The organism is Aliivibrio sp. EL58, from assembly GCF_900312675.1.
In the GTDB taxonomy this organism is placed as follows: Bacteria; Pseudomonadota; Gammaproteobacteria; order Enterobacterales; family Vibrionaceae; genus Aliivibrio.
In genome coordinates this window covers 318,164-339,233 of sequence record NZ_OMPC01000009.1, presented here as the reverse complement: position 1 = coordinate 339,233, position 21,070 = coordinate 318,164, and the positions used below count along the sequence as shown (strand labels likewise).

Below are 21,070 nucleotides of genomic sequence, written 5' to 3'. Positions count from 1 at the left end.
GCCTGCCATTAGTTTATATAAGAAAAAGATTCTCTCTTATATAAACTAATATTTTGCTTTTCCGCTCGTTATATATGCATTAGAGATTCTTTGATCCCATAAATGCCCACTTCATACGGTCTCCAAACTAAGCCATGTTACCGCACGACCGCAGATTCCTTCTACAAATAACAGAGCAAATCCACCACCATTTTTCAAAACTGCTTATAAATTCACAAAAGTTAACTTGGCTCAAATACAGTCCGTTATTTATTACGCTAGACTACAGCTAATTTTCGAGTCACTTCACACTTTATCTGGCCGTACATAATGACTTCATGGATTCTTTCAACAAACCCGATAGCTCGTCTCTTTAAAAAAGAAGCGGTTATAACAATAGATAATGATGGAATACGTGTTGTTCAGGCCGAAAATGAAACCATCATCAAGTGGGATCAACTCGATTCCCCACCCAATCTTTCACTTTCTATTGATGGCGGCTGTTTAACCTTTATCTCTCAAGGAAAAAACCATCGCTACCGAATGTTGGGATATTTCACGCCTTTTAAATATGCCAAGCGTTTCTTTCCCTTCTGGGCGAATCAAAATGCAGAGCGATTACAAGATTTTCTCAGTGATGCTTACATTCAGTGCACATCAACGTTTCTTAGAGACTCTTCGATAGAAAATATCCGCACAGTAGTACGTAATGAAATTAAGCGTTGGAAAGGTTGGGATAAGGTTGAGGGCTTATCAGAGCTTGCGCATAAAACAGCGACACAACTTACTAATATTCATCATTGGTCGTCAGCAGATATTGAAAAGATTCGCCAACGCTATATAAACAAGCAATTAGCTCAATACCAAACCTTTTTTGATAGCGTTGAATCTAACCCTTTAACCAATAGACAAAGAATCGCTTGTGTTACTGATAATGACAACAACCTCTTACTTGCTGGCGCAGGAACAGGTAAAACAAGCGTCATGATTGGTAAAGCTGGGTATTTGGTTAATAGCGGTAAAGCGAGTCCAAAGCAGATATTAATGCTCGCTTATGGCCGAATTGCTGCTCAAGAAATGAATGAACGAATTAAAGAAAAACTGGGCTTTGATGATGTAAAAGCAAGTACCTTCCACAGTCTTGGTGTAAAAATAATCTCTGAGGTCGAAGGCAAAGCCCCTAGCCTATCTAAGCTTGAAGATAATCCAAAAGTAAAAGCCAAATGGATGCACGATGAGATTGAAATTCTTATGCGTGATAATAACTATAGAAAGGCATTACTTGATTATTTTAGCTCTTATTATTTCGTTGATAAAAACCCGTGGGAATTTGAATCTCAAGGCGCTTATCTTAAATACCTAAATGATAATGAAGTTCAAACCATGAATGGCGAGAAAGTAAAAAGCTACGGTGAGCTTGTTGTTGCCAATTGGTTATTTAGAAAAGGAATTAAGTATCAATATGAAGCCAAATACCGCTTTGATGTAGCTACAGAGAAATACCGTCAATACGAGCCTGATTTCTATCTCCCTGACTACGATATCTATATTGAATATTACGGTACTGATGAAAATGGGGATACTGCACCATACATAAATAGAGAGCGCTATCAGCAAGGTATTGAATGGAAACGCAAGACACATAAACAATATGGCACAGGTTATGTTGAAGTTTTTTACCATCAGCATAAAAAAAGAAAACTGCCACAAGCACTTGAGAAAGAGTTACTCGCTCGAGGCGTAAAATTAGAACCTGTCTCTGATAACGCCTTACTTGATAATTTAGAACAACTGGGACAAGTAACAGAGTTAGCAAAATTATTAGGTGCATTGGTTGATATGTACAAAGCGGCGTGTCTTGATGAAAGCGGTGTCGATAAAATCATTAACGAATCCGTTGATCCAATGCAAACAACAAAGGCGTTGGAGTTATTAATGCCGCTTTATCAACGTTATGCTAAGTATTTAAACGATAATCAAGTTATCGACTTTAACGATATGATAGGTAAAGCCTTAGAATACGTTCAAAACCGTCAGTTTCACTCTCCATGGAAGTTTCTGTTGGTGGATGAATTCCAAGATATTTCAGAACCAAGAGCAAGATTAGTTAAGGCTTTGCGTGATAATACGGTTAAATCATCACTATTTTGTGTGGGTGATGATTGGCAAGCAATATATCGTTTTAGTGGTGCAGATGTACGCCTAACGACGGAGTTCTCTAACTACTTTGGTGCAACCTCTGAAACGACTTTAGACATGACTTTTCGATTTAACAGCTCTATTGGTGATGTCGCCACTCGTTTTGTTACGCAGAATCCTGTTCAATTGAAAAAAGACATTAAATCACTTGTGCAAGTTGACCGCCCTGCCGTCAGTATTGTTCGTCAAGGTATTGAAGATTCTGGTATATCAGCATTAGATAAAGCACTCACGACAATATCTAATCAAGTCATTGCTTCTAAAACACCGAGTAAAAATAAAGTCTATTTACTTGCTCGGTATTGGTATCAACTTCCCGATTTAAACCTTTTAAGAAGAATAAAACACCAGTACTCATCATTGGATATTGAGCTTCAATCTTTTCATGCATCAAAAGGTAAAGAAGCGGAGTATGTCGTTGTTATGGGGTTAGCCACAGGTAAACACGGTTTCCCTTCTGAAAAACAGACCCCACCACTGGTAGATGCGTTGTTACCGCAAGGAGATAAATTTGAATATGCAGAAGAGCGACGCTTATTTTATGTTGCTTTAACTCGTGCAAAACATCGTGTTTATCTTCTGGTTGATATGATGGATGCGAGTGAGTTTGTCACTGAGCTTATTAAAGCCAAATACCCTGTAGAGACCAATGAATTTGATGTATCTCTTATTCAAAAAGAAGCAGAGAAGATCACTTGCCATCAATGTGGTTCTGGGGTGCTAAGACCAAAAACGGGTCAATATGGGAAATTCATGTCTTGCTCTCTTTATCCACGCTGCAAGCACAAAGAAACGCCATGTACTAAATGTGGAAGCCCAATGGCACACGATGCCACAAACAGTTATCAAGTTTGTATTGATGTCAGTTGTGGCGATAAACGTCCACTTTGCCAAAACTGCGGAAGTGAAATGAAGCTTAGACAAGGCAAATATGGCGCTTTTTGGGGATGCTCTACCTATCGTAAAAACTTTGAGAGTAACTGTTCATATAAGCAGAATTGTTAAACAAATGAAGGACAAGCATCTATAGTTTCTCAAGATCAGACAGCAGTTTTTCTGCTTTATCTAATATCACTTGCTGCTGTTTTTCTGATTTTTTCTGCCAATTTGCATAAACCATTCTGGTGCGTGGATTGTTATTAAACTGCTCAATATGTGTATGCATAAAGTGCCAATACAGTGCATTTAGTGGGCATGCCTTTGGTTCAATTATTTGCTTCACGTTATAGTGACAATCAGAGCAATAATCACTCATTTTATTCACGTAGTTGCCACTGGCTGCATAAGCCTTAGAAGCAACAATACCACCATCTGCAAACTGACTCATGCCACGAGTATTTGGCATTTCAACCCACTCGATTGCGTCGATATAAATCCCTAAATACCACTCATCTACTTCGTCAGGTTTAATACCTGTTAATAGGCAAAAGTTACCCGTGATCATCAAACGTTGAATATGGTGTGCGTAGGCGAAATCAAGAGACTGCTGTATCGCATGATGCATACAATTCATTTTTGTTTTCCCTGCCCAAAACCAACTTGGTAATGATAATGACGCTTCAAGTTTATTTAGGTTTTGATAATCAGGCATATTGCGCCAGTAGATCCCACGCACAAACTCTCTCCACCCTAGAATTTGACGAACAAAACCTTCTATCTGAGCAATATCTATGGCATCTGGGCGTTGATTAAATTCCGTAATAGCAGCATCAATCACTTGCATAGGACTGAGTATTTTTGCATTAAGAGCAAAGGATAAACGGCTATGAAACAAGCTCCATTGTTTCTGCGTGAGCATATCATCAAGTTTACATGCCATAGCATCTTGAAACTTCCCAAACAACGGTAGGCAATAGCGACAAAAAAACATTAATAACTCATTCGCTTGCTGCCGATTTACTGGCCACAACAGTTGATTATTCGCTTGTCCAATCATCGTCACATTATGACGTTCTAAGCGCTCAAGAATATCAGTGACATCGTTAGCGAATAATAAAGGCGTGGGCACACTTTCAAACTCACTTACCTTTAATTTGTTTTGATTTGCACTGTCAAAGTTCCACTTGCCTGCAACAGGTTCTCCCTCTTCCATCAGTATATTAAAGCGCTTTCTCATCTTACGGTAAAAAGGTTCCATGCGATGATGATGGTTCGGCTTAAACTCTTTTTCAATGTGCGCTTCAGATAGAAAGAAGTGTTCACTTTCATAAACTTGAGAAGATATTGATAATGACAAGCAATAGCGCTCTAGCGTGCTGCGTAAACGGTATTCGTCAGGGAGTTGATACTCAAAATGGGTAATATGGTGCTCAGCAATAAGGTGATTTAATAGATCCTCTATTCTTTCAAATGGCTTTGTATCGTCCAAGGTTAAATGCATCACTCGATGCCCTGCACTTTCTAATGCGGTTGCAAATTGGGTCATCGCAGCAAAAAAAGCACACACTTTTTGAACATGGTGTTTTACATAGGCGGTTTCTTGATGCATTTCTGCAATCACGTAAATCGTTTGTGGATCGGTGTGTTGAAACCATGAATGACTGGCATTTAATTGGTCACCTAAAATGAGTCGTAAGCGGTCAGCTGTGGCATTCATAATCATCCTCTATCTTAAATTTTCATGGGTGGATTTGTTATTCACTTTGATGTCGTGAAGACCGACAACGCTTGGAGCAATATTTAACCATTGGCCTGTCTCGCTCCCATTTCTTTCGCCAACGAAATGGTCTCTGGCAAACAGCGCATATCTTTTCTGGCAACTGAGATTTTTTCATGTTGCTCTCCATAACGTCATCGCTCGATACTAAGAACCGAATCATTACCGACCTACAGAGAAATTACGCAGGAAAGCACTTTGTGGTTCACAAAAAGATCAACTAATTCAAACTAGTTAATCGACATGGTGATCTAGGTATAGGGCAAACTCGTAGTTAGTTTAGTAATAAAAAAGTACTTTTATTTGTATACGAACGAGGAGTTACATATGGATAACAGACTGACGATTAAAGAATTTCTTAGAGTATTTGATTGCGTTCGTTCATCTGGAAAGTTGCTGGATAATAGATATGTATTAGACGAGATATCCGCATGGCATGATTACGATGGATATACCTGTTGGCTGGGCTATAAAGATGTGACCGTCACCTTGATGTTTCATGGTTCACTTAAAATCGAATTCGACAAGTCATCAAACTACTCTGATTTCACCAACCAATGTTTAGCAATGATCACGGAAAATCATAGTGTTAAGGAAAGTTAGGATGAGTGAACAACAATTTGAAATTATTGATTTTACAAACCCCGACGAGTATCAACGGTGGTCTGCGGTAAATGACAACGTAATGGGTGGCATTTCAATTGGCCAGCTTTACTACGATGGGAAAACATGCCGATTTCTAGGTGCATTATCACTAGAAAACAATGGAGGCTTTAGCTCTATAAAGCGCTATATTGAGTCTCTATCTAAAGAAGTAAACACAATAGAATTTATGTTCACGGGCGATGGGCATACCTATCAATTAAGACTTACCACGTGGAAGAATGGTGAGCGTATTCAATACAAACACGATTTCACCACCATCAAAGGTAAACAGCAGACAAAGACATTTCACTTACACAATTTTCAAGCTGTTTTTAGAGGGCAATTACTTAATCACGCTCCCGATCTTGTGGCGGAAGACATCAAGCAAGTTGGCTTTCTCATTACAAATAAACAAACATCACCCTTTAATCTAAACTTGGCTCAAATTCTGTTTAAAACACTCAAAAACCATCCCACTCCTCAATCCACTCCAGAATAAGCCCAAACACTTCTACCTCTGCCTTGCCGTAACAATAAAAGGCATTGAGGCCAAAAGACACATTACTTCCTAACTCTTTTAGCTTCAATTCAACCACCTCTCCTCGCTCTACGTATGACGTCATGTAATGCCTTGGCATAATTGTCCAGCCATGCTGTTTTACTAACTCACTTAGGAGATCGTTATTACTAACGGTGTGCATTTTTGGTGAAACTTGAATCGAGGTAAAATTCAATTTTAAGGTCACGAAGTTCTCTGTGACGTATTGAGTATCTAGCATTAAGTTTTCGATCTTTAAATCATCAATTAATGCCAAAGGTGAGTTGACGCCTGCATAGCACCCAACTTGGATCGGTTTTATCGCCTTCCATGTGACTTCTTTCTCTGCAAACAACTGCCCACGATATGGCATGATAGCTATATCGCATTCACCTTCTTGCAATTTATCCATTGCTTCTTGCCGAGTGCGATGCTTCCAATTTATAACGATGTCTGAGTTGTAATCCATCACACGTTTTTCAATGTGCGTAATTAAACTGAGAGGCGTGATCACATCATAATAGATCGTAACGGTATGAACGTTAGATTCGTACAAGGCTTGGCTTTGCACAAACAGAGAGCGATTTTGTTTTTCAACTAACTTAGCACGGTGATACAAATGATCAGCTTTCTCTGTTGGAATGGCTTTTCTGCCTTCAATCACAAACAGCGAATAACCTAACAAATCCTCATAGGCCACCACATGTTCACGTACTGTAGTTCGAGATTTTTTAAGCTTTCTTGCTGCGCTACTGTATGAGCCTTGTTCATATACGGCAACAAAAGCGCTCACTTGTTCTAATGTATGCATTCAATCACTCCTTCGATTTTATATCTCCACCCAGCTTGTTAGGTATACCCTATCATAACTGACTTTTTTGTTTTGGTATTACATGAAAAGATATTACTTAATTTTAGTTATGGCAAAAACAGAGAGGACATTATGAAGACGTTCCCATTGAGTTTACTTGCAGGCTTTCTTGTTTCACCTTTTGTATTGGCTTCACCTGATCTGATTTTTACCAATGGTGGCATAATCACGGTGACGGGTGAATCTGATCGCGCAGAGGCTATCGCCATTAAAGATGGCATTATTGTGGCGGTAGGCAATAACCAAGAGATCCTTAAACAAAAAAGCACCACTACCCAAGTAAGAGATTTAAAAGGCAAAATCCTTGCACCGGGATTTATCGACAGTCACGGCCATTTTGCTCAATATCTGCCTTTAATTGAAAGTCCGTTTCTTTACCCTGCACCAATGGGAAAGGTGAACTCGTTTGATGAGATTGAACAGATAATAACAGCCTATTTTAATCAACCAAATCTTGATAAAAATAGCCTTCATGTGGCTTTTGGTTATGATGATGCCGAGCTAAAAGAGAAGCAACACCCAACGAAGCAGTTCTTTGATACGTTCAGTAAAGAGTACCCTTTCTGTGCCATACATATATCAGGACACCTTGCGACCTGTAACAGCAAAGGGCTTGATTTTATTGGATTCACTAAGCAAAGCACGAACCCTGATGGTGGCGTATTGCGCCGTGATAATAATGGTGAGCTGACTGGTGTATTAGAAGAATCTGCCATTTATCCGATTTTAGGAAACCTACCTGAAATGACGCAAGAAGATGCGGTTCGTCGTTTTGGTAAGGTTCAGGATTTATACGCAGGTTATGGCATTACGACCACACAAGAAGGCTTAGCGACGCTTCCTGCACTTAACGCAATGAAAACCATGGCAGAGAATGATTTGCTAAAAATAGATCTGCTTGCTTATGCGAAATGGGTCGATTTAAAAGAAGCAGTAAAAGTCATGCCGATGAAATCATCCATTAATGGTTTAACGTTAGCAGGCGTGAAAATGGTGGGTGACGGCTCTCCACAAGGTAAAACCGCTTATCTCTCAACGCCATATTTTGTACCCCCACACAGCCACGCTTATGATTACCACGGCTACCCTGTATTAACTCAAGATGAGATGAATCAATGGGTAGATACCGCGTATCAAATGAATGCTCAGATCCTAAGCCACAGTAACGGCGATGCGTCGGCAGATATCCTATTAAATGCGGTTGAGCTTGCTGATGCCAAATATGGCAAAGAAGATCGTCGAACAGTGGTGATCCACGCTCAAACCACACGTTTAGACCAAATAAAGCGAATGAAGAAAAATGAGATGACCCCTTCTTTCTTCCCGGCTCACACCTTCTTTTGGGGAGATTGGCATCGTGATTCAGTGTTAGGCCCTTGGCGTGCATCTAACATCTCGCCTATGGGGTGGGCAAATTCAAATGAGTTGATGTTTACGATTCACATGGACGCCCCTGTGTTATTCCCAGACATGATGACTAATATGTGGAGCGCAGTAAATCGTGTAACACGCAGTAATCAAACCTTAGGTGAGCACCATAAAATCACGCCATATCAAGCGTTAGAAGCGATAACCATTAATGCGGCGTATCAGAACTTTGAAGAGAAAAGCAAAGGATCTATTGAGGTTGGAAAACGTGCCGACTTGGTGATTTTAAATGAGAACCTACTTGAGATTGACCCAATGAAGATAAAAGACATCGCTATTTTAGAAACGATTAAAGATGGGAAAACGGTCTATCTAAATAGTGACGACTAGTCCGAGGTAAATCATCGCCACCTCTATTATTAAAGGTGGCGAATTAAAAAAACCTATTTAATTGTTTTCTTTATTGCCATTTCAGCCAGTTTTGGTGCGGCGGCTTTTAGGGCACTTGGCGCGACCTTCTTACCGACGTTAACTGCGCGTCCCAGTTGTTTTTTCAATGATGCTCCTCTCTCCATCGCTTCTTTACGCTGACGATTTCGCTGTACGTTATAAGCTTCGGTGATTTTGTCTACTAACGTCTGTTTTAACTCTTCAACACCAAAATGCGTCTTATCTATTGAGATTGATAGCGGTAAAACAAGATCGGAACACAACAGCTTTTTGTTGTATTCCATCGCTTGTTTAATCACTTTTGCTTTTGCTGCTGTTGGATGTTCTAGATCGTAAGGTGGCTCCCACTCCCAAGCGGGGTTTAGTCTATCGACTTGGTTTACCACTGAAATAACCGTTGGTTTTTTACGAGAGATATTTTTTGGATCGGCATAATAGCGCTCGAATTTTTCATTCAATTGCTTATCAAGATCACGAGCCGATTGATTGGCTTTTAAGACCCATAACACTAAATCTGCTTGGGTCATCTCTTTTAGCATCTGCTTTTCAGTTTTTTCGTTACCGTCTAGTCCTTGTAAATCAACTACATTCACTTCGGCTTCATTGACGAGTGCGCTATAAACCGTCACGTTATCGGTAGATGGCAGTACATCTACTTCTGCAACAAATTCCTCTTTTAATGTATTTATAATCGATGATTTACCAGAGCTGGTTTGTCCGACCATCACAATTCGGATCGGCTCTAGCTCTGTCGCTACTCTCTTTTCATCTTGCTTTGAAATCGTCGATGCTTGTAAATCGCCCTCTTCCAAACTAAATCGACCACTGTATAAATCAATGGCAACCGCAGCGACTTCATCTAATAACGCTTCTTTGGCTGTTTGCTGCATATCAGACACAACCCCTCTGGTCATTGATGAGGTAGCTTGCTCTCGACTGAGATCAGATACGACTTTTAACGGATTATAATAAAGATTTTTTGCATGATTCGCCCAGATCGCGGCTTTTACTATCTTTTGACCCACATCGCCATATTTATCATAAGCGTCATATCCAGCTTTAATGTACGAGAGCTTTAAATACTCAATACCAGGAATGTGTTTTTGCACCACAACTTTGTATCGCTGACTGATCTCTTCAAACAGTTTTAAACCTTCAGGAATTGAGAAATCTAACGCTTTTTTATCAAACTCCGTTGCCACAAATTCAAGAACATCTAACCCTATTTCATCAAGGTTTCTCCACTCGACATTATCTTTGAGTAACTCTCTCGAATAGTGCTGTGATTGCTTCCATATGGCGACTTCATTATGAGACCACTCTTCAGAGGCTTTAACCAGACCCTCTTTAATCTCAATTTTGGTTTCTTCTGTTACGGCTTTAACTGGTTTATCTGCGGTGCGGCTTAGAATAAATAAAGGAATACTAACCGCTAACGTACTGACAGCAATGGTAATAGACAGCTCTAATAGGTAGCCATACTTAATTGCAAGAAACAGAGCGAAACCCATCATAATGATGACAGGAAGCACTGAGGAGATAATGACGATCCCCCAGCGTCCACCAGAGAGATCCGACAATAAACGATATAGGCGTTTAATCTTGTGCATAACCTGACACTTCCTTACCTTTTTTCAAAGAGTCTTTATAGAGATCTTGCATGTCCAGAGTTGATACTTCTTCGCCTTTACTCTTATGGTAAAAGTAGAAACAAGCGGCTCTGCCTAATCCGTAAGTGGTTCCAAAACTCATTGCAGCAGCGGCAACCGCACCCACGGTTTGACCATAAACGGGGATAAATTTAACCAATTGCCTTGCGCCTAGTTTTACTCCATATTGCAAAGCAAAACTACTGCCAAGCGTACCTATCAACTCACTAAAGGTTTTCTTGTTCCACTCAACGCCGTACTGATTGGCTAAGCTGTGTAACATTTTGGCTTGAATGGCTGGAACAGAAACCAATCCTACCCCAGGAATTAAATCACTTGCTGACGCACTGCCGGAATACCAAAGTACTTCCTTCTCAACTTTATCAAAGTTTGCTTCTTCAACAGTGGCGTGATCTTTATTCTCGACCATCATCCCAATGACCGGTAATAGCTTGGTGAGTTTCTCGATCAGCGCATCATAGTTATATATTGAACCGTCGCTGGTTTCGAAATCAACCGAGATTGCCTCAACATTTTTACCCCATACCTCTTTAACCTGCTGTTCATTAAAGGTCGTTTGACGATCACGATTTGCCTTTTCACTAAGAAGTACCGCGGTATGAATCAGCAATAAATGCTTAATTTTCTTTTTCTTCTTGATCTGTTTTAGTGCCGCTATGACTGAAGATTGTTCTGGTTCATCGGCCTTCATTACAACAACGAGGGCATGACCTGATTGACCAATTTCTTCAAGATCGTCTTTTGGATCGTAATCTGCCTCACCTAACCCTCTGGTATCTAAAAAGCGCATAATTGGCTTATCTTTCGGAAACTCATACGCCTCGGCGGTCATGGTGCAAGGAGCAAAGCCATTACCCACTTCAACCGATGATAATCCAGTTAAGGCTTGAATGAATGAAGATTTACCCGCACCTGTTTTACCGAGTAGCCATAAGGTAGGTAAATGCTTGCGCTGAAACTCGTGAGCTTGAGTTAAGTCTGGGTTTTTACTTGGGTTTATGAATGCTTTGATTTGATCGAACATATCATTCCAACTAATGGAAGAGAATAAAGTATCTCTCGATTATAACACCTAAAAGATCAATCATCATTGAAAGCGAATATCTGCATTAAAAATACAAACCAAAAATAATCATTAAATTTTCTAATCAAAGTATTGACACCAAAGTTTCGGAAGCATATATTGATTACATGAATTGCCATTTGGAGTTCATTGATAACTGGTTCGCCTTATTATAGGGAACAGAACGTTATCAAAATGAAGCGGCTCTACTGATTACTTATTTAAGAATAGTAGCGTTGTTTCTAACATTTAATCCTGAACCATATGTCATTAATGAGTCTATGTTGGCTCTGAATATGTGTTCTTTCTCCTCGCTTAGTGCGTCGAGAACTATTGCTTATTTTAAAGGATAGTATTATGCGTAATATCGATTTCTCTCCCCTATACCGTCATGCCATTGGTTTTGATCGCCTGTTTAATCTTGTAGAAAACAGCGCTAACAAACCATCTCAAAATGGTTACCCACCATATAACATCGAACAGAAAGACGAGAACAACTACCGTATAACCATGGCTGTTGCTGGTTTCTCTGAAGATTCGTTAACAATTTCTCAAGACGAACATATGCTGATTGTGTCAGGTGACATTACTTCATCTGAAATAAAACCAACTTACGTCTATCAAGGCATTGCAGAGCGCAACTTTGAACGAAAATTTCAACTTGCTGATTATGTAACCGTATCTGCAGCAAGCATGGAAAATGGATTGCTTCATATTGATCTTGTTCGAGAAGTACCAGAAGCCGTGCAAGCACGTAAGATTTTAATCAATCAATAACACATATTGTCGTTACTCATCGGTGATAACAAGACATTGTATTTAGTATAAAAATACAGCCCTCACCTATTGATTAACGTGAATATAAATCATCATATTTCATTGAGAATAGCGTAGACCCGTAAGTAAACATTAGGTTTACGCTTATTAAACAACATCAAATTTAAATTATTTGCATTAAAATAACTAATGCGAATTCAAAGGAAAAATTATTATGGGTAAAATCATTGGTATCGACCTAGGTACAACGAATTCTTGTGTTGCTGTTTTAGATGGCGACACACCACGTATCTTAGAAAATGCGGAAGGCGAACGTACAACTGCATCGGTAATTGCTTACACAGATGGCGAAACACTTGTTGGTCAGCCAGCTAAACGTCAAGCGATTACTAATCCACAAAATACATTGTTTGCAATTAAGCGCCTGATCGGTCGTCGTTTTGAAGACGAAGAAGTTCAACGTGATATCGAAATCATGCCGTACAAAATCGTTAAAGCTGACAACGGTGATGCTTGGGTTGAAGCGCAAGGCCAAAAAATGGCTGCTCCTCAAGTGTCTGCTGAAATTCTTAAGAAAATGAAGAAAACAGCAGAAGATTTCCTAGGCGAAGAAGTAACTGGTGCAGTAATTACGGTTCCTGCTTACTTTAATGATGCTCAACGTCAAGCAACGAAAGATGCAGGTCGTATCGCAGGTCTTGATGTTAAACGTATTATCAACGAACCAACAGCAGCAGCACTGGCTTACGGTTTAGATAAAAAAGGCGACGAGCGCACTATCGCAGTATACGATCTTGGTGGTGGTACCTTCGATATCTCTATCATTGAAATCGATAACGTTGATGGCGAGCAAACGTTCGAAGTGCTTGCAACAAACGGCGACACTCACCTAGGTGGTGAAGATTTCGATAACCGTATGATCAATTTCTTAGTTGACGAGTTCAAAAAAGAACAAGGTATTGATTTAAAAAATGATCCACTGGCTATGCAACGTGTTAAAGAAGCAGCTGAAAAAGCGAAGATTGAACTGTCTTCAGCTCAACAAACTGACGTAAACCTTCCTTACGTTACTGCTGATGCGACTGGTCCTAAGCACATGAACGTTAAAGTGACTCGTGCAAAACTAGAATCTCTAGTTGAAGACTTAGTCATTCGTACGCTTGAACCGCTAAAAGTGGCTCTGGCAGATGCTGATCTAACTATTGATGCCATCACTGATGTTATCCTAGTTGGTGGTCAAACACGTATGCCTATGGTTCAGGCTAAAGTTGCTGATTTCTTTGGTAAAGAAGCTCGCCGTGACGTAAACCCTGATGAAGCAGTAGCAATGGGTGCTGCCGTTCAAGGTGGCGTACTAGCGGGTGACGTTAAAGATGTCCTTCTTCTAGATGTTACTCCTCTCTCTTTCGGTATCGAAACGATGGGTGGCGTAATGACTAAGCTAATCGAGAAGAACACAACGATCCCAACTAAAGCGGACCAAACGTTCTCAACTGCTGAAGATAACCAAAGTGCGGTAACAATCCACGTACTTCAAGGTGAGCGTAAGCAAGCGACATACAACAAATCTCTAGGTCAATTTAACCTAGAAGGTATCCAAGCAGCACCACGTGGTATGCCACAAATCGAAGTAACATTCGACCTAGATGCTGATGGTATCCTAAACGTATCTGCAAAAGATAAATCGACTGGTAAAGAGCAGAAGATCACAATCCAAGCTTCTGGTGGTCTAACAGACGAAGAAATCGAAGCAATGGTACAAGAAGCTGAAGCTAACAAAGACGCGGACAAAAAGTTCGAAGAGCTAGTAACAGCACGTAACCAAGCGGATCAAATGATCCACGGTACGAAAAAACAAATCGAAGAAGCAGGCGATGCACTTCCAGCTGACGAGAAAGAAAAAATCGAAGCAGCAATCAAAGCTCTAGAAGACGTTAAGTCAGGCGATGATAAAGAAGCAATCGATGCGAAAACTCAAGAGCTAATGCAAGCAGCACAAAAGCTAATGGAAATCGCTCAACAGAAAGCTCAAGCACAACAAGGTGCTGAAGCGGGTGAGCAACCTAAGCAAGAAGATGATGTTGTTGACGCTGAGTTCGAAGAAGTAAAAGACAAGTAATTTCTTGTCGCTAGAAGGGTTAATTCCTGCGTTAAAAGTACTCATTTACTAACGTAAACTCCGTGCTTTTGCCTTGAACTTAACACTTCTAGCTTAAAGAAATCATTGCCTTAGTCATTTAAGAAAAGAGCAAAAGCCCTATATCTTGAATGCTTCGAATGAAAAAATATATTGCGGGCGTTGGAGTTTTCTCTACCGCCCGCAAGTTTGTAATATCAACCTGAATAAGTAACTATTCAGATATTGCGTAGGAAAAATTGATTAGAACAAGGCATAAATTGTGTTAATTAGTATTCTAATCACATAATTTATAACGAAGTTATAATTAATTTTCACAAGCAAGAATGAGTCGGTACTTGTTTAGGTTGATATATTATTAAGGTCAATCTAGATAATCATTCTCGAACGTTGAACCTGATTATCTAGATTGAACTCATACTGATGGTGTCACTGCCGGCAGTATCAAAAGAATTGGTGACCAAAGCATGTCTAAACGTGATTTCTATGAAGTATTGGGCGTAAGCCGTGATGCTTCAGAGCGTGATATTAAGAAAGCCTATAAGCGTCTAGCGATGAAATTCCACCCTGATCGTAATCAGGGCGATGAAACAGCGCCAGAAAAGTTTAAAGAAGTAAAAGTTGCGTATGAGATCTTAACGGATGCTCAAAAGCGTTCAGCTTACGATCAATACGGTCATGCAGCCTTTGAACAAGGTGGTATGGGCGGTGGCGGCGGCTTTGGCGGCGGTCAAGGTGACTTTGGCGATATCTTTGGTGATGTGTTTGGTGACATCTTTGGTGGCGGCCGTCGTGGCGGTGGTCAACAACGTGCACAACGCGGCTCAGATTTACGTTACAACATGGAACTTACGCTAGAAGAAGCGGTTCGTGGTTGTGATAAAGAGATTGAAGTACCAACATTAGTCTCTTGTGATCCATGTGAAGGTACTGGTGCTAAGAAAGGTACCTCTTCATCAACTTGTAGCACTTGTCACGGTCATGGCCAAGTTCAAATGCGTCAAGGTTTCTTTGCTGTACAGCAGGCTTGTCCTACTTGTCATGGTAAAGGTAAGATCATTAAAGACCCATGTAACTCTTGTCATGGTGAAGGTCGAGTTCAAAAGACTAAAACGCTTAATGTTAAGATCCCAGCAGGTGTTGATACTGGTGATCGCATTCGTTTATCTAATGAAGGTGAAGCGGGAGAGCACGGCGCTCCGGCAGGCGATCTATACGTACAAGTACATGTAAAAGAGCATAATATTTTTGAGCGTGACGGTAACAACCTATACTGTGAAGTGCCTGTAAGCTTTACTATGGCTGCACTAGGCGGTGAAGTTGAAGTTCCTACTCTTGATGGTCGTGTAAGCTTGAAAGTGCCTCTAGAAACTCAAACGGGCCGTATGTTCCGTATGCGTGGCAAAGGTGTTAAAGGCGTTCGTACACACAGCACTGGCGACTTAATCGTTAAACTGATTGTTGAAACTCCAGTTAAATTAACCAAACGCCAAAGAGAGTTGCTTAAAGAATTCCAAGAATCATTTGATGGGAAAGATGCGATGAAGCACAACCCTAAATCAGAAGGTTTCTTATCTGGCGTTAAGAACTTCTTTGATGATTTAACTAAATAAGTTAATCCATCAACCAATAAATTTAAGCCTAATGATATTCATTTTATATCATTAGGCTTTTTTTATGCCGCCAACAAATGATCAGATGCCGTTTATTTACATATTGCTGACCATTTCCTATTCTTCTCGTTTATTATGTAACCAATTGTGTTTTTAGTTTCTTAATGTAGAAGAGAGTGAGTATGGGGTTATTTAAACGGACGTTATCGCTATTTATTGTTTTACTGCTTAGTTCAACTACTGCCAATGCCGAAATAATGGAGGGTGGGAGAACGGTCCCGAGCTTTAAGCAAGATGCCGCCTCAATTCGTCATACCTATGAAACCCAGCTCTATACACTGTCGGCATTTAAAGCGGGTCATTACGGATTACGTATGTATCGCCAAACTATGGATCCTAAATACTCAGCAGCCGTTTGGTCTGATATGGCACGAGTGGCAAGTCGACTTAATCAATTCTCTTCTGAAGTTTATACACCAAAACAGATTGAAGCGTATTCCAATAAACGGCTAAGCACCTACGTAGATGATACTGATACCCGTAGTATTTTACGTTATCAAGCCACTAAAACTATGCCGGAGTATCTCTATCTTGGTGTTGATTTACTTGGCTCAATGGCTCGTGCAAATGAATACGGTTTAAAGCATCGTAATGACAAACAGCTGCGAGAAATTATCCGTCGTTATGATTTTAAAAAATACGCGACAGATGAGGCGATGATTAAAGCATGGGCAGCTCAACTAGCTAATCAAGTTTATTGGTTACGTCAATTGGGTGAGCAAGATGTGGTTGATGACTTTGTAGAAGCGTTTAAATTAGCCTACCCAGATGAAAAAGATGCAGAGCTTACTAAGCAGCAATATGGCAATAAGATCTACGGATTAACGCATATTTTATTGGCTGATTCTCAATATTATCAATACCCATTAAAAGAGTCTGATCATCAATGGATATACGATTACCTGCGTAATAACATTGATACTATTTTAGAAAGAGCCAAAGAAGACATTATTTCAGAAGTAGGAATTACCTTCTTACTGGCAGGATTAGAAAACGATTCCGTGGTATATAAAACGCAAAAACATATTCAAGATGCGATTAACCGTGAGAAGAATATGGTGCCATCAACATCAAACAGTACTGATTTAACTGAGGGTGAGCACCGTAATGTATTAGCGATTATGTTACTTGATTGGCAAACACCGCATGCCGCACCAACGATTCAAAATGAACCAAAGGTATTTAAAAGTAAGCCCTATGGTCTTGTGACAAAATAAGCAAGTATCTTTGCATTGTTAGCTACTTACTTTGTAAATCAGATACAAAAACGCCCAGAGATAGTGATATCACTGGGCGTTTTTATTTGAATCAGATCAGGTGATTAGAGATTATTACGCTAGGCCTTGAAGCTTAACGAATTTTTCTAATAACTCTTCTTCTGTTTCTACGTTGTTTGGATCCGAAATGACACAATTGTTGATTGGGCAAACCGACTGACAAGTAGGAACATCGTAATGGCCTTTACATTCAGTACAGAGATCTGGATTAATTTCGTAGATCTTGTCGCCCATGGTGATCGCTTCGTTTGGACACTCAGGATCACACATATCACAGTTGATGCATTTTTTATTGATCAATAACGCCATTACTTACTGCCATGTGGGTTACGAGTATCTTCACCCGTATGTAAGTTACGCATTAGAAGTCCATATTCTAAATCAACGTTTGCAGGAACAGGGATGAATACAAAGTGGCCGTTGCCTTTTGCTGCATCTACTGCTTCACTCTTACGGTTTTCCATCACTTCTAGCGTCAGTGTTAAGTTGCCTTGTGGTGTCATGATCTCAACTGAATCACCCACAAGGAATTTGTTTTTAACATCAACTTCCGCTAAATCACCACGACGTTTACCTGTGAATTCACCAACAAACTGTTGAGAGTCAGAGATAGAGTAGCCGTAATCGTAGTTTTGGTACGTATCATGTGTATGACGACGTAGGAAACCTTCAGTGTAACCACGGTGAGCTAGGCTCTCTAGCGTCCCCATTAGGCTTTCATCAAATGGTTTACCAGCAACAGCATCATCAATCGCTTTACGATAAACTTGAGCAGTACGAGCACAGTAGTAGAAAGACTTAGTACGACCTTCGATTTTAAGAGAGTGAACGCCCATTTTCGTTAGGCGCTCTACGTGTTGGATAGCACGAAGATCTTTAGAGTTCATGATGTAAGTACCATGCTCGTCTTCAAATGCTGCCATTTTCTCTTCAGGGCGGTGTGCTTCAGAAAGAAGAACCACTTCATCCGTTGGTTTGCCTAAACCTAGTGTGTTGTCTGGGCGCTCGTTTTGAACTTCCACATCTTGGATCTCAACACCCGTTGGATTAGCTTCAACGATTTGACCGTTTTCGTCTTCTTTTGCTTCTTCAGCTTTGTATTCCCAACGACATGCATTAGTACATGTACCTTGGTTTGGATCACGCTTGTTCATGTAACCAGAAAGCAAGCAGCGACCAGAGTACGCCATGCATAATGCACCGTGTACAAAAATTTCTAGTTCTGTATCAGGACAGTGTTCACGGATCTCTTCAATTTCTTCTAGTGATAATTCACGAGATAAGATCACACGCTCAACACCTTGAGTAGACCAGAATTTAACTGTCGCCCAGTTAACGGCGTTAGCTTGAACTGACAGGTGAATAACTACTTCTGGGAAAGCTTCACGAACCATCATGATTAAACCAGGATCTGACATGATTAATGCGTCAGGGCCCATAGCAACGATTGGCTCTAAATCACGAATAAAGGTTTTTAACTTTGAGTTATGTGGTTGGATATTACATACCACATACAGTTTTTTACCTTGCGCGTGCGCTTCGTTAATGCCGATTTCTAGGTTTTCATGGTTGAATTCGTTGTTACGAACACGAAGGCTGTAACGTGGCTGGCCTGCATAAACTGCATCTGCACCGTAGGCAAACGCATAACGCATATTTTTAAGGCTGCCCGCAGGCGAAAGTAGTTCTGGCTTAAACATGATTGCTTCCCAATGTTGTATTCTGATCTCAGGTCAGGTCATATCACGTGGATATGAAGGAGGCCGGATTTTACATGGAAAGTGAGGGAAGTGCTAGGGATTAGCAAGATTGAACTTGTATTTTATAGGGGTATTGGCCTAGGAGCTATACGCTACGCTAACTAGAAACTATAAGAGCAGGTAAGTATATTGCTTTTATAGTATCTAGACGCGAAGCGTATCGTCTTATTCTTTCTCTTCAATGCCACCAAGTGCTTTGAATAGATCAGGAAGCAGTGCATCAAGCTCAGAGCTCATTAGAGAAAAATCAGCATCAAAACGTGCTGCTTTATCTTCAAAACCAATATCTTCGTTTTGGTCTTTAATTTCGTCGCTGAATTTTAGGCGTTTTAGCGATAGGTCATCCGCAAGGATAAACTCTAAACGGTCTTGCCAAGTTAGAGCTAACTTAGTGACCACTTTGTTTGCATCAATATGAGCATGGATTTCATCACACACTAATTCTTGCTGCTTACAACGGATCACGCCGCCATCTTCTAAAATTGCTTTTAGTTCCGCTTCTTCACCCATATCAAAACCTTGAGGAGTCGTGCCTGTTTTAACCCATTCTGTTAATGCGTTTTCAATAGGTTGCGTTGAAGTTAGAGGAACTACAGGCAAGCTGCCGATAGATTTACGAAGCAGCGCTAATACGTCTTCCGCTTTTTTGTAACTGCCCGCATCAACAATAATAAAGCCTGCTTCTGGAAGAATTAGTGCGTAGGTTTGTTGATGCTTGCTGAATGCTCGTGGAAGAAGATCAATCACGATGTCATCTTTGATAGAGTCTTTCTCTTTTTTCTTAAGAGGGCGACCTTGCTCAAGTTCCATGGCATCAATTTTTGCGTTCATTGATTCTTTAATCACTGACGCTGGCAACATTTTTTCTTCTTTCTTGGCACAGATAAGAATATTTTTGCTTGCTACGTGAGTCAGCATGTCACCATGACGGCCCATTGCAGTTACCCAGCCAAATTTTTGCATATCTTGGCTGCCACAAGGTGTGAAACGAAAATCGTTCAGTTGTTTTTCAAGTTGCTCAGGATTGAGATCAATCTCTTTGGTAAAACGGTAAATTAAACAATTTTTAAACCACATCATGCTGCTGAATTCCTATCTTTTTTAAGTGCGCTTATGATAGGAGATTTTATTGAATATTGCTTGTATAGATTTCAGGATCTTGGATAAATGACACTCAGGTAGAAATATCAATAAGAAGAATATGAAGTTTTCTTTTCAATGGTCACAAAAGTGTCATAATTAACTTTAATAATAGCGTCATAAATTTTGTTGGTTAATTTAGGTAGAAGAGAATGTCTAGAAGGATCCTTGTTGTAGAAGATGAAGCCCCAATCCGTGAAATGCTGTGCTTTGTACTAGAGCAAAAAGGCTATGAACCGATTGAAGCTGAAGATTATGATACAGCTCTTGAGTTACTCTGCGAACCTTACCCAGATTTAATTTTGTTGGATTGGATGTTGCCAGGTGGCTCAGGCATCAATTTGATTAAACACCTTAAACGTGATGAGTTTACTAAAAAAATTCCAGTAGTAATGCTAACGGCTCGCGGTGAAGAAGAAGATAAAGTACGTGGGCTAGAAGTTGGAGCTGACGATTACATTACTAAACCGTTCTCACCAAAAGAATTAATGGCACGTTTAAAAGCGGTAATTCGTCGTGTATCTCCGACATCAGTAGAAGAATTAATTGATGTTCAAGGATTAAAACTTGATCCTGTTTCACATCGAGTGACGGCGAACGATAAGCCACTTGATATGGGTCCTACTGAATTTAAGATGCTGCACTTTTTTATGACACATCAAGAGAGAGTGTATAGCCGCGAACAGTTATTGAATAATGTTTGGGGTACGAATGTCTATGTAGAAGATCGTACGGTGGATGTTCATATTCGTCGTTTACGTAAAGCGTTAGAGACAGAAGGCCATGATCGTTTAGTTCAAACGGTTCGTGGAGCAGGCTACCGTTTCTCGATTCAAGCGTCGTAATTGATAACTAAATAAAAATTAA

Annotated in this window: 17 protein-coding genes; 9 read left to right on the top strand and 8 right to left on the bottom strand. The window is 40.1% G+C overall.

Annotation, left to right across the window (positions count from 1 at the left end):
• The first annotated feature begins 309 nt into the window (after positions 1-309).
• Positions 310-3,183, top strand: coding sequence for a UvrD-helicase domain-containing protein (locus ED622_RS12335; protein ID WP_122034446.1), 2,874 nt, complete (start codon positions 310-312; stop codon positions 3,181-3,183).
• 19 nt (positions 3,184-3,202) lie between these two features.
• Here ED622_RS12335 and ED622_RS12330 read toward each other — a convergent pair whose 3' ends face one another.
• Together ED622_RS12330 and ED622_RS12325 are read right to left on the bottom strand one after the other, a co-directional pair.
• Positions 3,203-4,774 (bottom strand): cryptochrome/photolyase family protein, encoded by a 1,572-nt coding sequence (locus ED622_RS12330; protein WP_122034444.1) that lies wholly within the window; start codon positions 4,772-4,774, stop codon positions 3,203-3,205.
• A gap of 37 nt (positions 4,775-4,811) precedes the next feature.
• Positions 4,812-4,964, bottom strand: a complete 153-nt coding sequence (locus tag ED622_RS12325) for a DUF2256 domain-containing protein (RefSeq protein WP_371413436.1) — start codon at positions 4,962-4,964, stop codon at positions 4,812-4,814.
• A gap of 197 nt (positions 4,965-5,161) precedes the next feature.
• Here ED622_RS12325 and ED622_RS12320 point away from each other — a divergent pair, with 197 nt between their 5' ends.
• Positions 5,162-5,437: a DUF3081 domain-containing protein gene (locus ED622_RS12320; protein ID WP_122034441.1), complete on the top strand. Its 276-nt coding sequence runs from the start codon at positions 5,162-5,164 to the stop codon at positions 5,435-5,437.
• A 1-nt stretch (position 5,438) separates the two neighbouring features.
• Positions 5,439-5,978: a CIA30 family protein gene (locus ED622_RS12315; protein WP_122034438.1), complete on the top strand. Its 540-nt coding sequence runs from the start codon at positions 5,439-5,441 to the stop codon at positions 5,976-5,978.
• Here the strand turns inward: ED622_RS12315 and ED622_RS12310 are convergent.
• A complete protein-coding gene (locus ED622_RS12310; protein ID WP_122034437.1) occupies positions 5,941-6,828 on the bottom strand; it encodes a LysR family transcriptional regulator in 888 nt (295 codons plus the stop codon). The two genes, ED622_RS12315 and ED622_RS12310, sit on opposite strands and share 38 nt — an antisense overlap.
• A gap of 132 nt (positions 6,829-6,960) precedes the next feature.
• Between ED622_RS12310 and ED622_RS12305 the strand changes: the two genes are divergently transcribed.
• On the top strand, positions 6,961-8,646 hold the full coding sequence (locus tag ED622_RS12305) for an amidohydrolase (RefSeq protein ID WP_122034435.1): 1,686 nt from the start codon (positions 6,961-6,963) through the stop codon (positions 8,644-8,646).
• Between the two features lie 53 nt (positions 8,647-8,699).
• On the opposite strand, the gene ED622_RS12300 is transcribed toward ED622_RS12305, so the two are convergent.
• Both ED622_RS12300 and ED622_RS12295 read right to left on the bottom strand, forming a co-directional pair.
• Positions 8,700-10,316: a GTPase family protein gene (locus ED622_RS12300; RefSeq protein ID WP_122034433.1), complete on the bottom strand. Its 1,617-nt coding sequence runs from the start codon at positions 10,314-10,316 to the stop codon at positions 8,700-8,702.
• Positions 10,303-11,400 (bottom strand): YcjF family protein, encoded by a 1,098-nt coding sequence (locus ED622_RS12295; protein WP_122034431.1) that lies wholly within the window; start codon positions 11,398-11,400, stop codon positions 10,303-10,305. The genes ED622_RS12300 and ED622_RS12295 overlap by 14 nt, the downstream gene beginning before the upstream one ends.
• Before the next feature lie 396 nt (positions 11,401-11,796).
• Here ED622_RS12295 and ED622_RS12290 point away from each other — a divergent pair, with 396 nt between their 5' ends.
• The 4 genes from ED622_RS12290 to ED622_RS12275 all read left to right on the top strand — a co-directional run bounded on the left by ED622_RS12290 (position 11,797) and on the right by ED622_RS12275 (position 17,243).
• The gene (locus tag ED622_RS12290; RefSeq protein ID WP_105054892.1) at positions 11,797-12,216 is read left to right on the top strand and encodes an Hsp20 family protein; all 420 of its coding nucleotides are present in this window, start codon (positions 11,797-11,799) and stop codon (positions 12,214-12,216) included.
• A 214-nt stretch (positions 12,217-12,430) separates the two neighbouring features.
• On the top strand, positions 12,431-14,335 hold the full coding sequence (gene dnaK, locus ED622_RS12285) for a molecular chaperone DnaK (protein ID WP_122034429.1): 1,905 nt from the start codon (positions 12,431-12,433) through the stop codon (positions 14,333-14,335).
• Between the two features lie 485 nt (positions 14,336-14,820).
• A complete protein-coding gene (dnaJ, locus tag ED622_RS12280; protein ID WP_122034427.1) occupies positions 14,821-15,966 on the top strand; it encodes a molecular chaperone DnaJ in 1,146 nt (381 codons plus the stop codon).
• Positions 15,967-16,148: 182 nt separating this feature from the next.
• On the top strand, positions 16,149-17,243 hold the full coding sequence (locus tag ED622_RS12275) for a DUF3541 domain-containing protein (protein WP_122034425.1): 1,095 nt from the start codon (positions 16,149-16,151) through the stop codon (positions 17,241-17,243).
• 114 nt (positions 17,244-17,357) lie between these two features.
• Here the strand turns inward: ED622_RS12275 and ED622_RS12270 are convergent, their stop codons facing one another.
• The 3 genes from ED622_RS12270 to rdgC form a co-directional block, all read right to left on the bottom strand.
• Positions 17,358-17,612, bottom strand: coding sequence for a YfhL family 4Fe-4S dicluster ferredoxin (locus ED622_RS12270; RefSeq protein ID WP_122034423.1), 255 nt, complete (start codon positions 17,610-17,612; stop codon positions 17,358-17,360).
• The gene (gene yegQ / locus ED622_RS12265; RefSeq protein ID WP_122034421.1) at positions 17,612-19,003 is read right to left on the bottom strand and encodes a tRNA 5-hydroxyuridine modification protein YegQ; all 1,392 of its coding nucleotides are present in this window, start codon (positions 19,001-19,003) and stop codon (positions 17,612-17,614) included. Before yegQ ends, ED622_RS12270 begins: the two co-directional genes overlap by 1 nt.
• A gap of 225 nt (positions 19,004-19,228) precedes the next feature.
• Entirely contained in the window at positions 19,229-20,140 is a 912-nt protein-coding gene (gene rdgC / locus ED622_RS12260) for a recombination-associated protein RdgC (RefSeq protein WP_174213450.1), read from the bottom strand.
• Between the two features lie 215 nt (positions 20,141-20,355).
• Between rdgC and phoB the strand changes: the two genes are divergently transcribed.
• A complete protein-coding gene (gene phoB, locus ED622_RS12255; protein WP_122034417.1) occupies positions 20,356-21,048 on the top strand; it encodes a phosphate regulon transcriptional regulator PhoB in 693 nt (230 codons plus the stop codon).
• Positions 21,049-21,070 lie beyond the last annotated feature (22 nt).

Excerpts from the sequence above, each read along its gene's own strand:
- phoB (WP_122034417.1), top strand. The coding sequence starts at position 20,356 with ATGTCTAGAAGGATCCTTGTTGTAGAAGATGAAGCCCCAATCCGTGAA.
- ED622_RS12325 (WP_371413436.1), bottom strand. The coding sequence starts at position 4,964 with ATGGAGAGCAACATGAAAAAATCTCAGTTGCCAGAAAAGATATGCGCT.
- ED622_RS12275 (WP_122034425.1), top strand. The coding sequence starts at position 16,149 with ATGGGGTTATTTAAACGGACGTTATCGCTATTTATTGTTTTACTGCTT.
- ED622_RS12270 (WP_122034423.1), bottom strand. The coding sequence starts at position 17,612 with ATGGCGTTATTGATCAATAAAAAATGCATCAACTGTGATATGTGTGAT.
- ED622_RS12300 (WP_122034433.1), bottom strand. The coding sequence starts at position 10,316 with ATGCACAAGATTAAACGCCTATATCGTTTATTGTCGGATCTCTCTGGT.
- rdgC (WP_174213450.1), bottom strand. The coding sequence starts at position 20,140 with ATGTGGTTTAAAAATTGTTTAATTTACCGTTTTACCAAAGAGATTGAT.
- ED622_RS12320 (WP_122034441.1), top strand. The coding sequence starts at position 5,162 with ATGGATAACAGACTGACGATTAAAGAATTTCTTAGAGTATTTGATTGC.
- dnaK (WP_122034429.1), top strand. The coding sequence starts at position 12,431 with ATGGGTAAAATCATTGGTATCGACCTAGGTACAACGAATTCTTGTGTT.
- yegQ (WP_122034421.1), bottom strand. The coding sequence starts at position 19,003 with ATGTTTAAGCCAGAACTACTTTCGCCTGCGGGCAGCCTTAAAAATATG.
- dnaJ (WP_122034427.1), top strand. The coding sequence starts at position 14,821 with ATGTCTAAACGTGATTTCTATGAAGTATTGGGCGTAAGCCGTGATGCT.
- ED622_RS12310 (WP_122034437.1), bottom strand. The coding sequence starts at position 6,828 with ATGCATACATTAGAACAAGTGAGCGCTTTTGTTGCCGTATATGAACAA.
- ED622_RS12290 (WP_105054892.1), top strand. The coding sequence starts at position 11,797 with ATGCGTAATATCGATTTCTCTCCCCTATACCGTCATGCCATTGGTTTT.
- ED622_RS12330 (WP_122034444.1), bottom strand. The coding sequence starts at position 4,774 with ATGAATGCCACAGCTGACCGCTTACGACTCATTTTAGGTGACCAATTA.
- ED622_RS12335 (WP_122034446.1), top strand. The coding sequence starts at position 310 with ATGACTTCATGGATTCTTTCAACAAACCCGATAGCTCGTCTCTTTAAA.
- ED622_RS12315 (WP_122034438.1), top strand. The coding sequence starts at position 5,439 with ATGAGTGAACAACAATTTGAAATTATTGATTTTACAAACCCCGACGAG.
- ED622_RS12295 (WP_122034431.1), bottom strand. The coding sequence starts at position 11,400 with ATGTTCGATCAAATCAAAGCATTCATAAACCCAAGTAAAAACCCAGAC.
- ED622_RS12305 (WP_122034435.1), top strand. The coding sequence starts at position 6,961 with ATGAAGACGTTCCCATTGAGTTTACTTGCAGGCTTTCTTGTTTCACCT.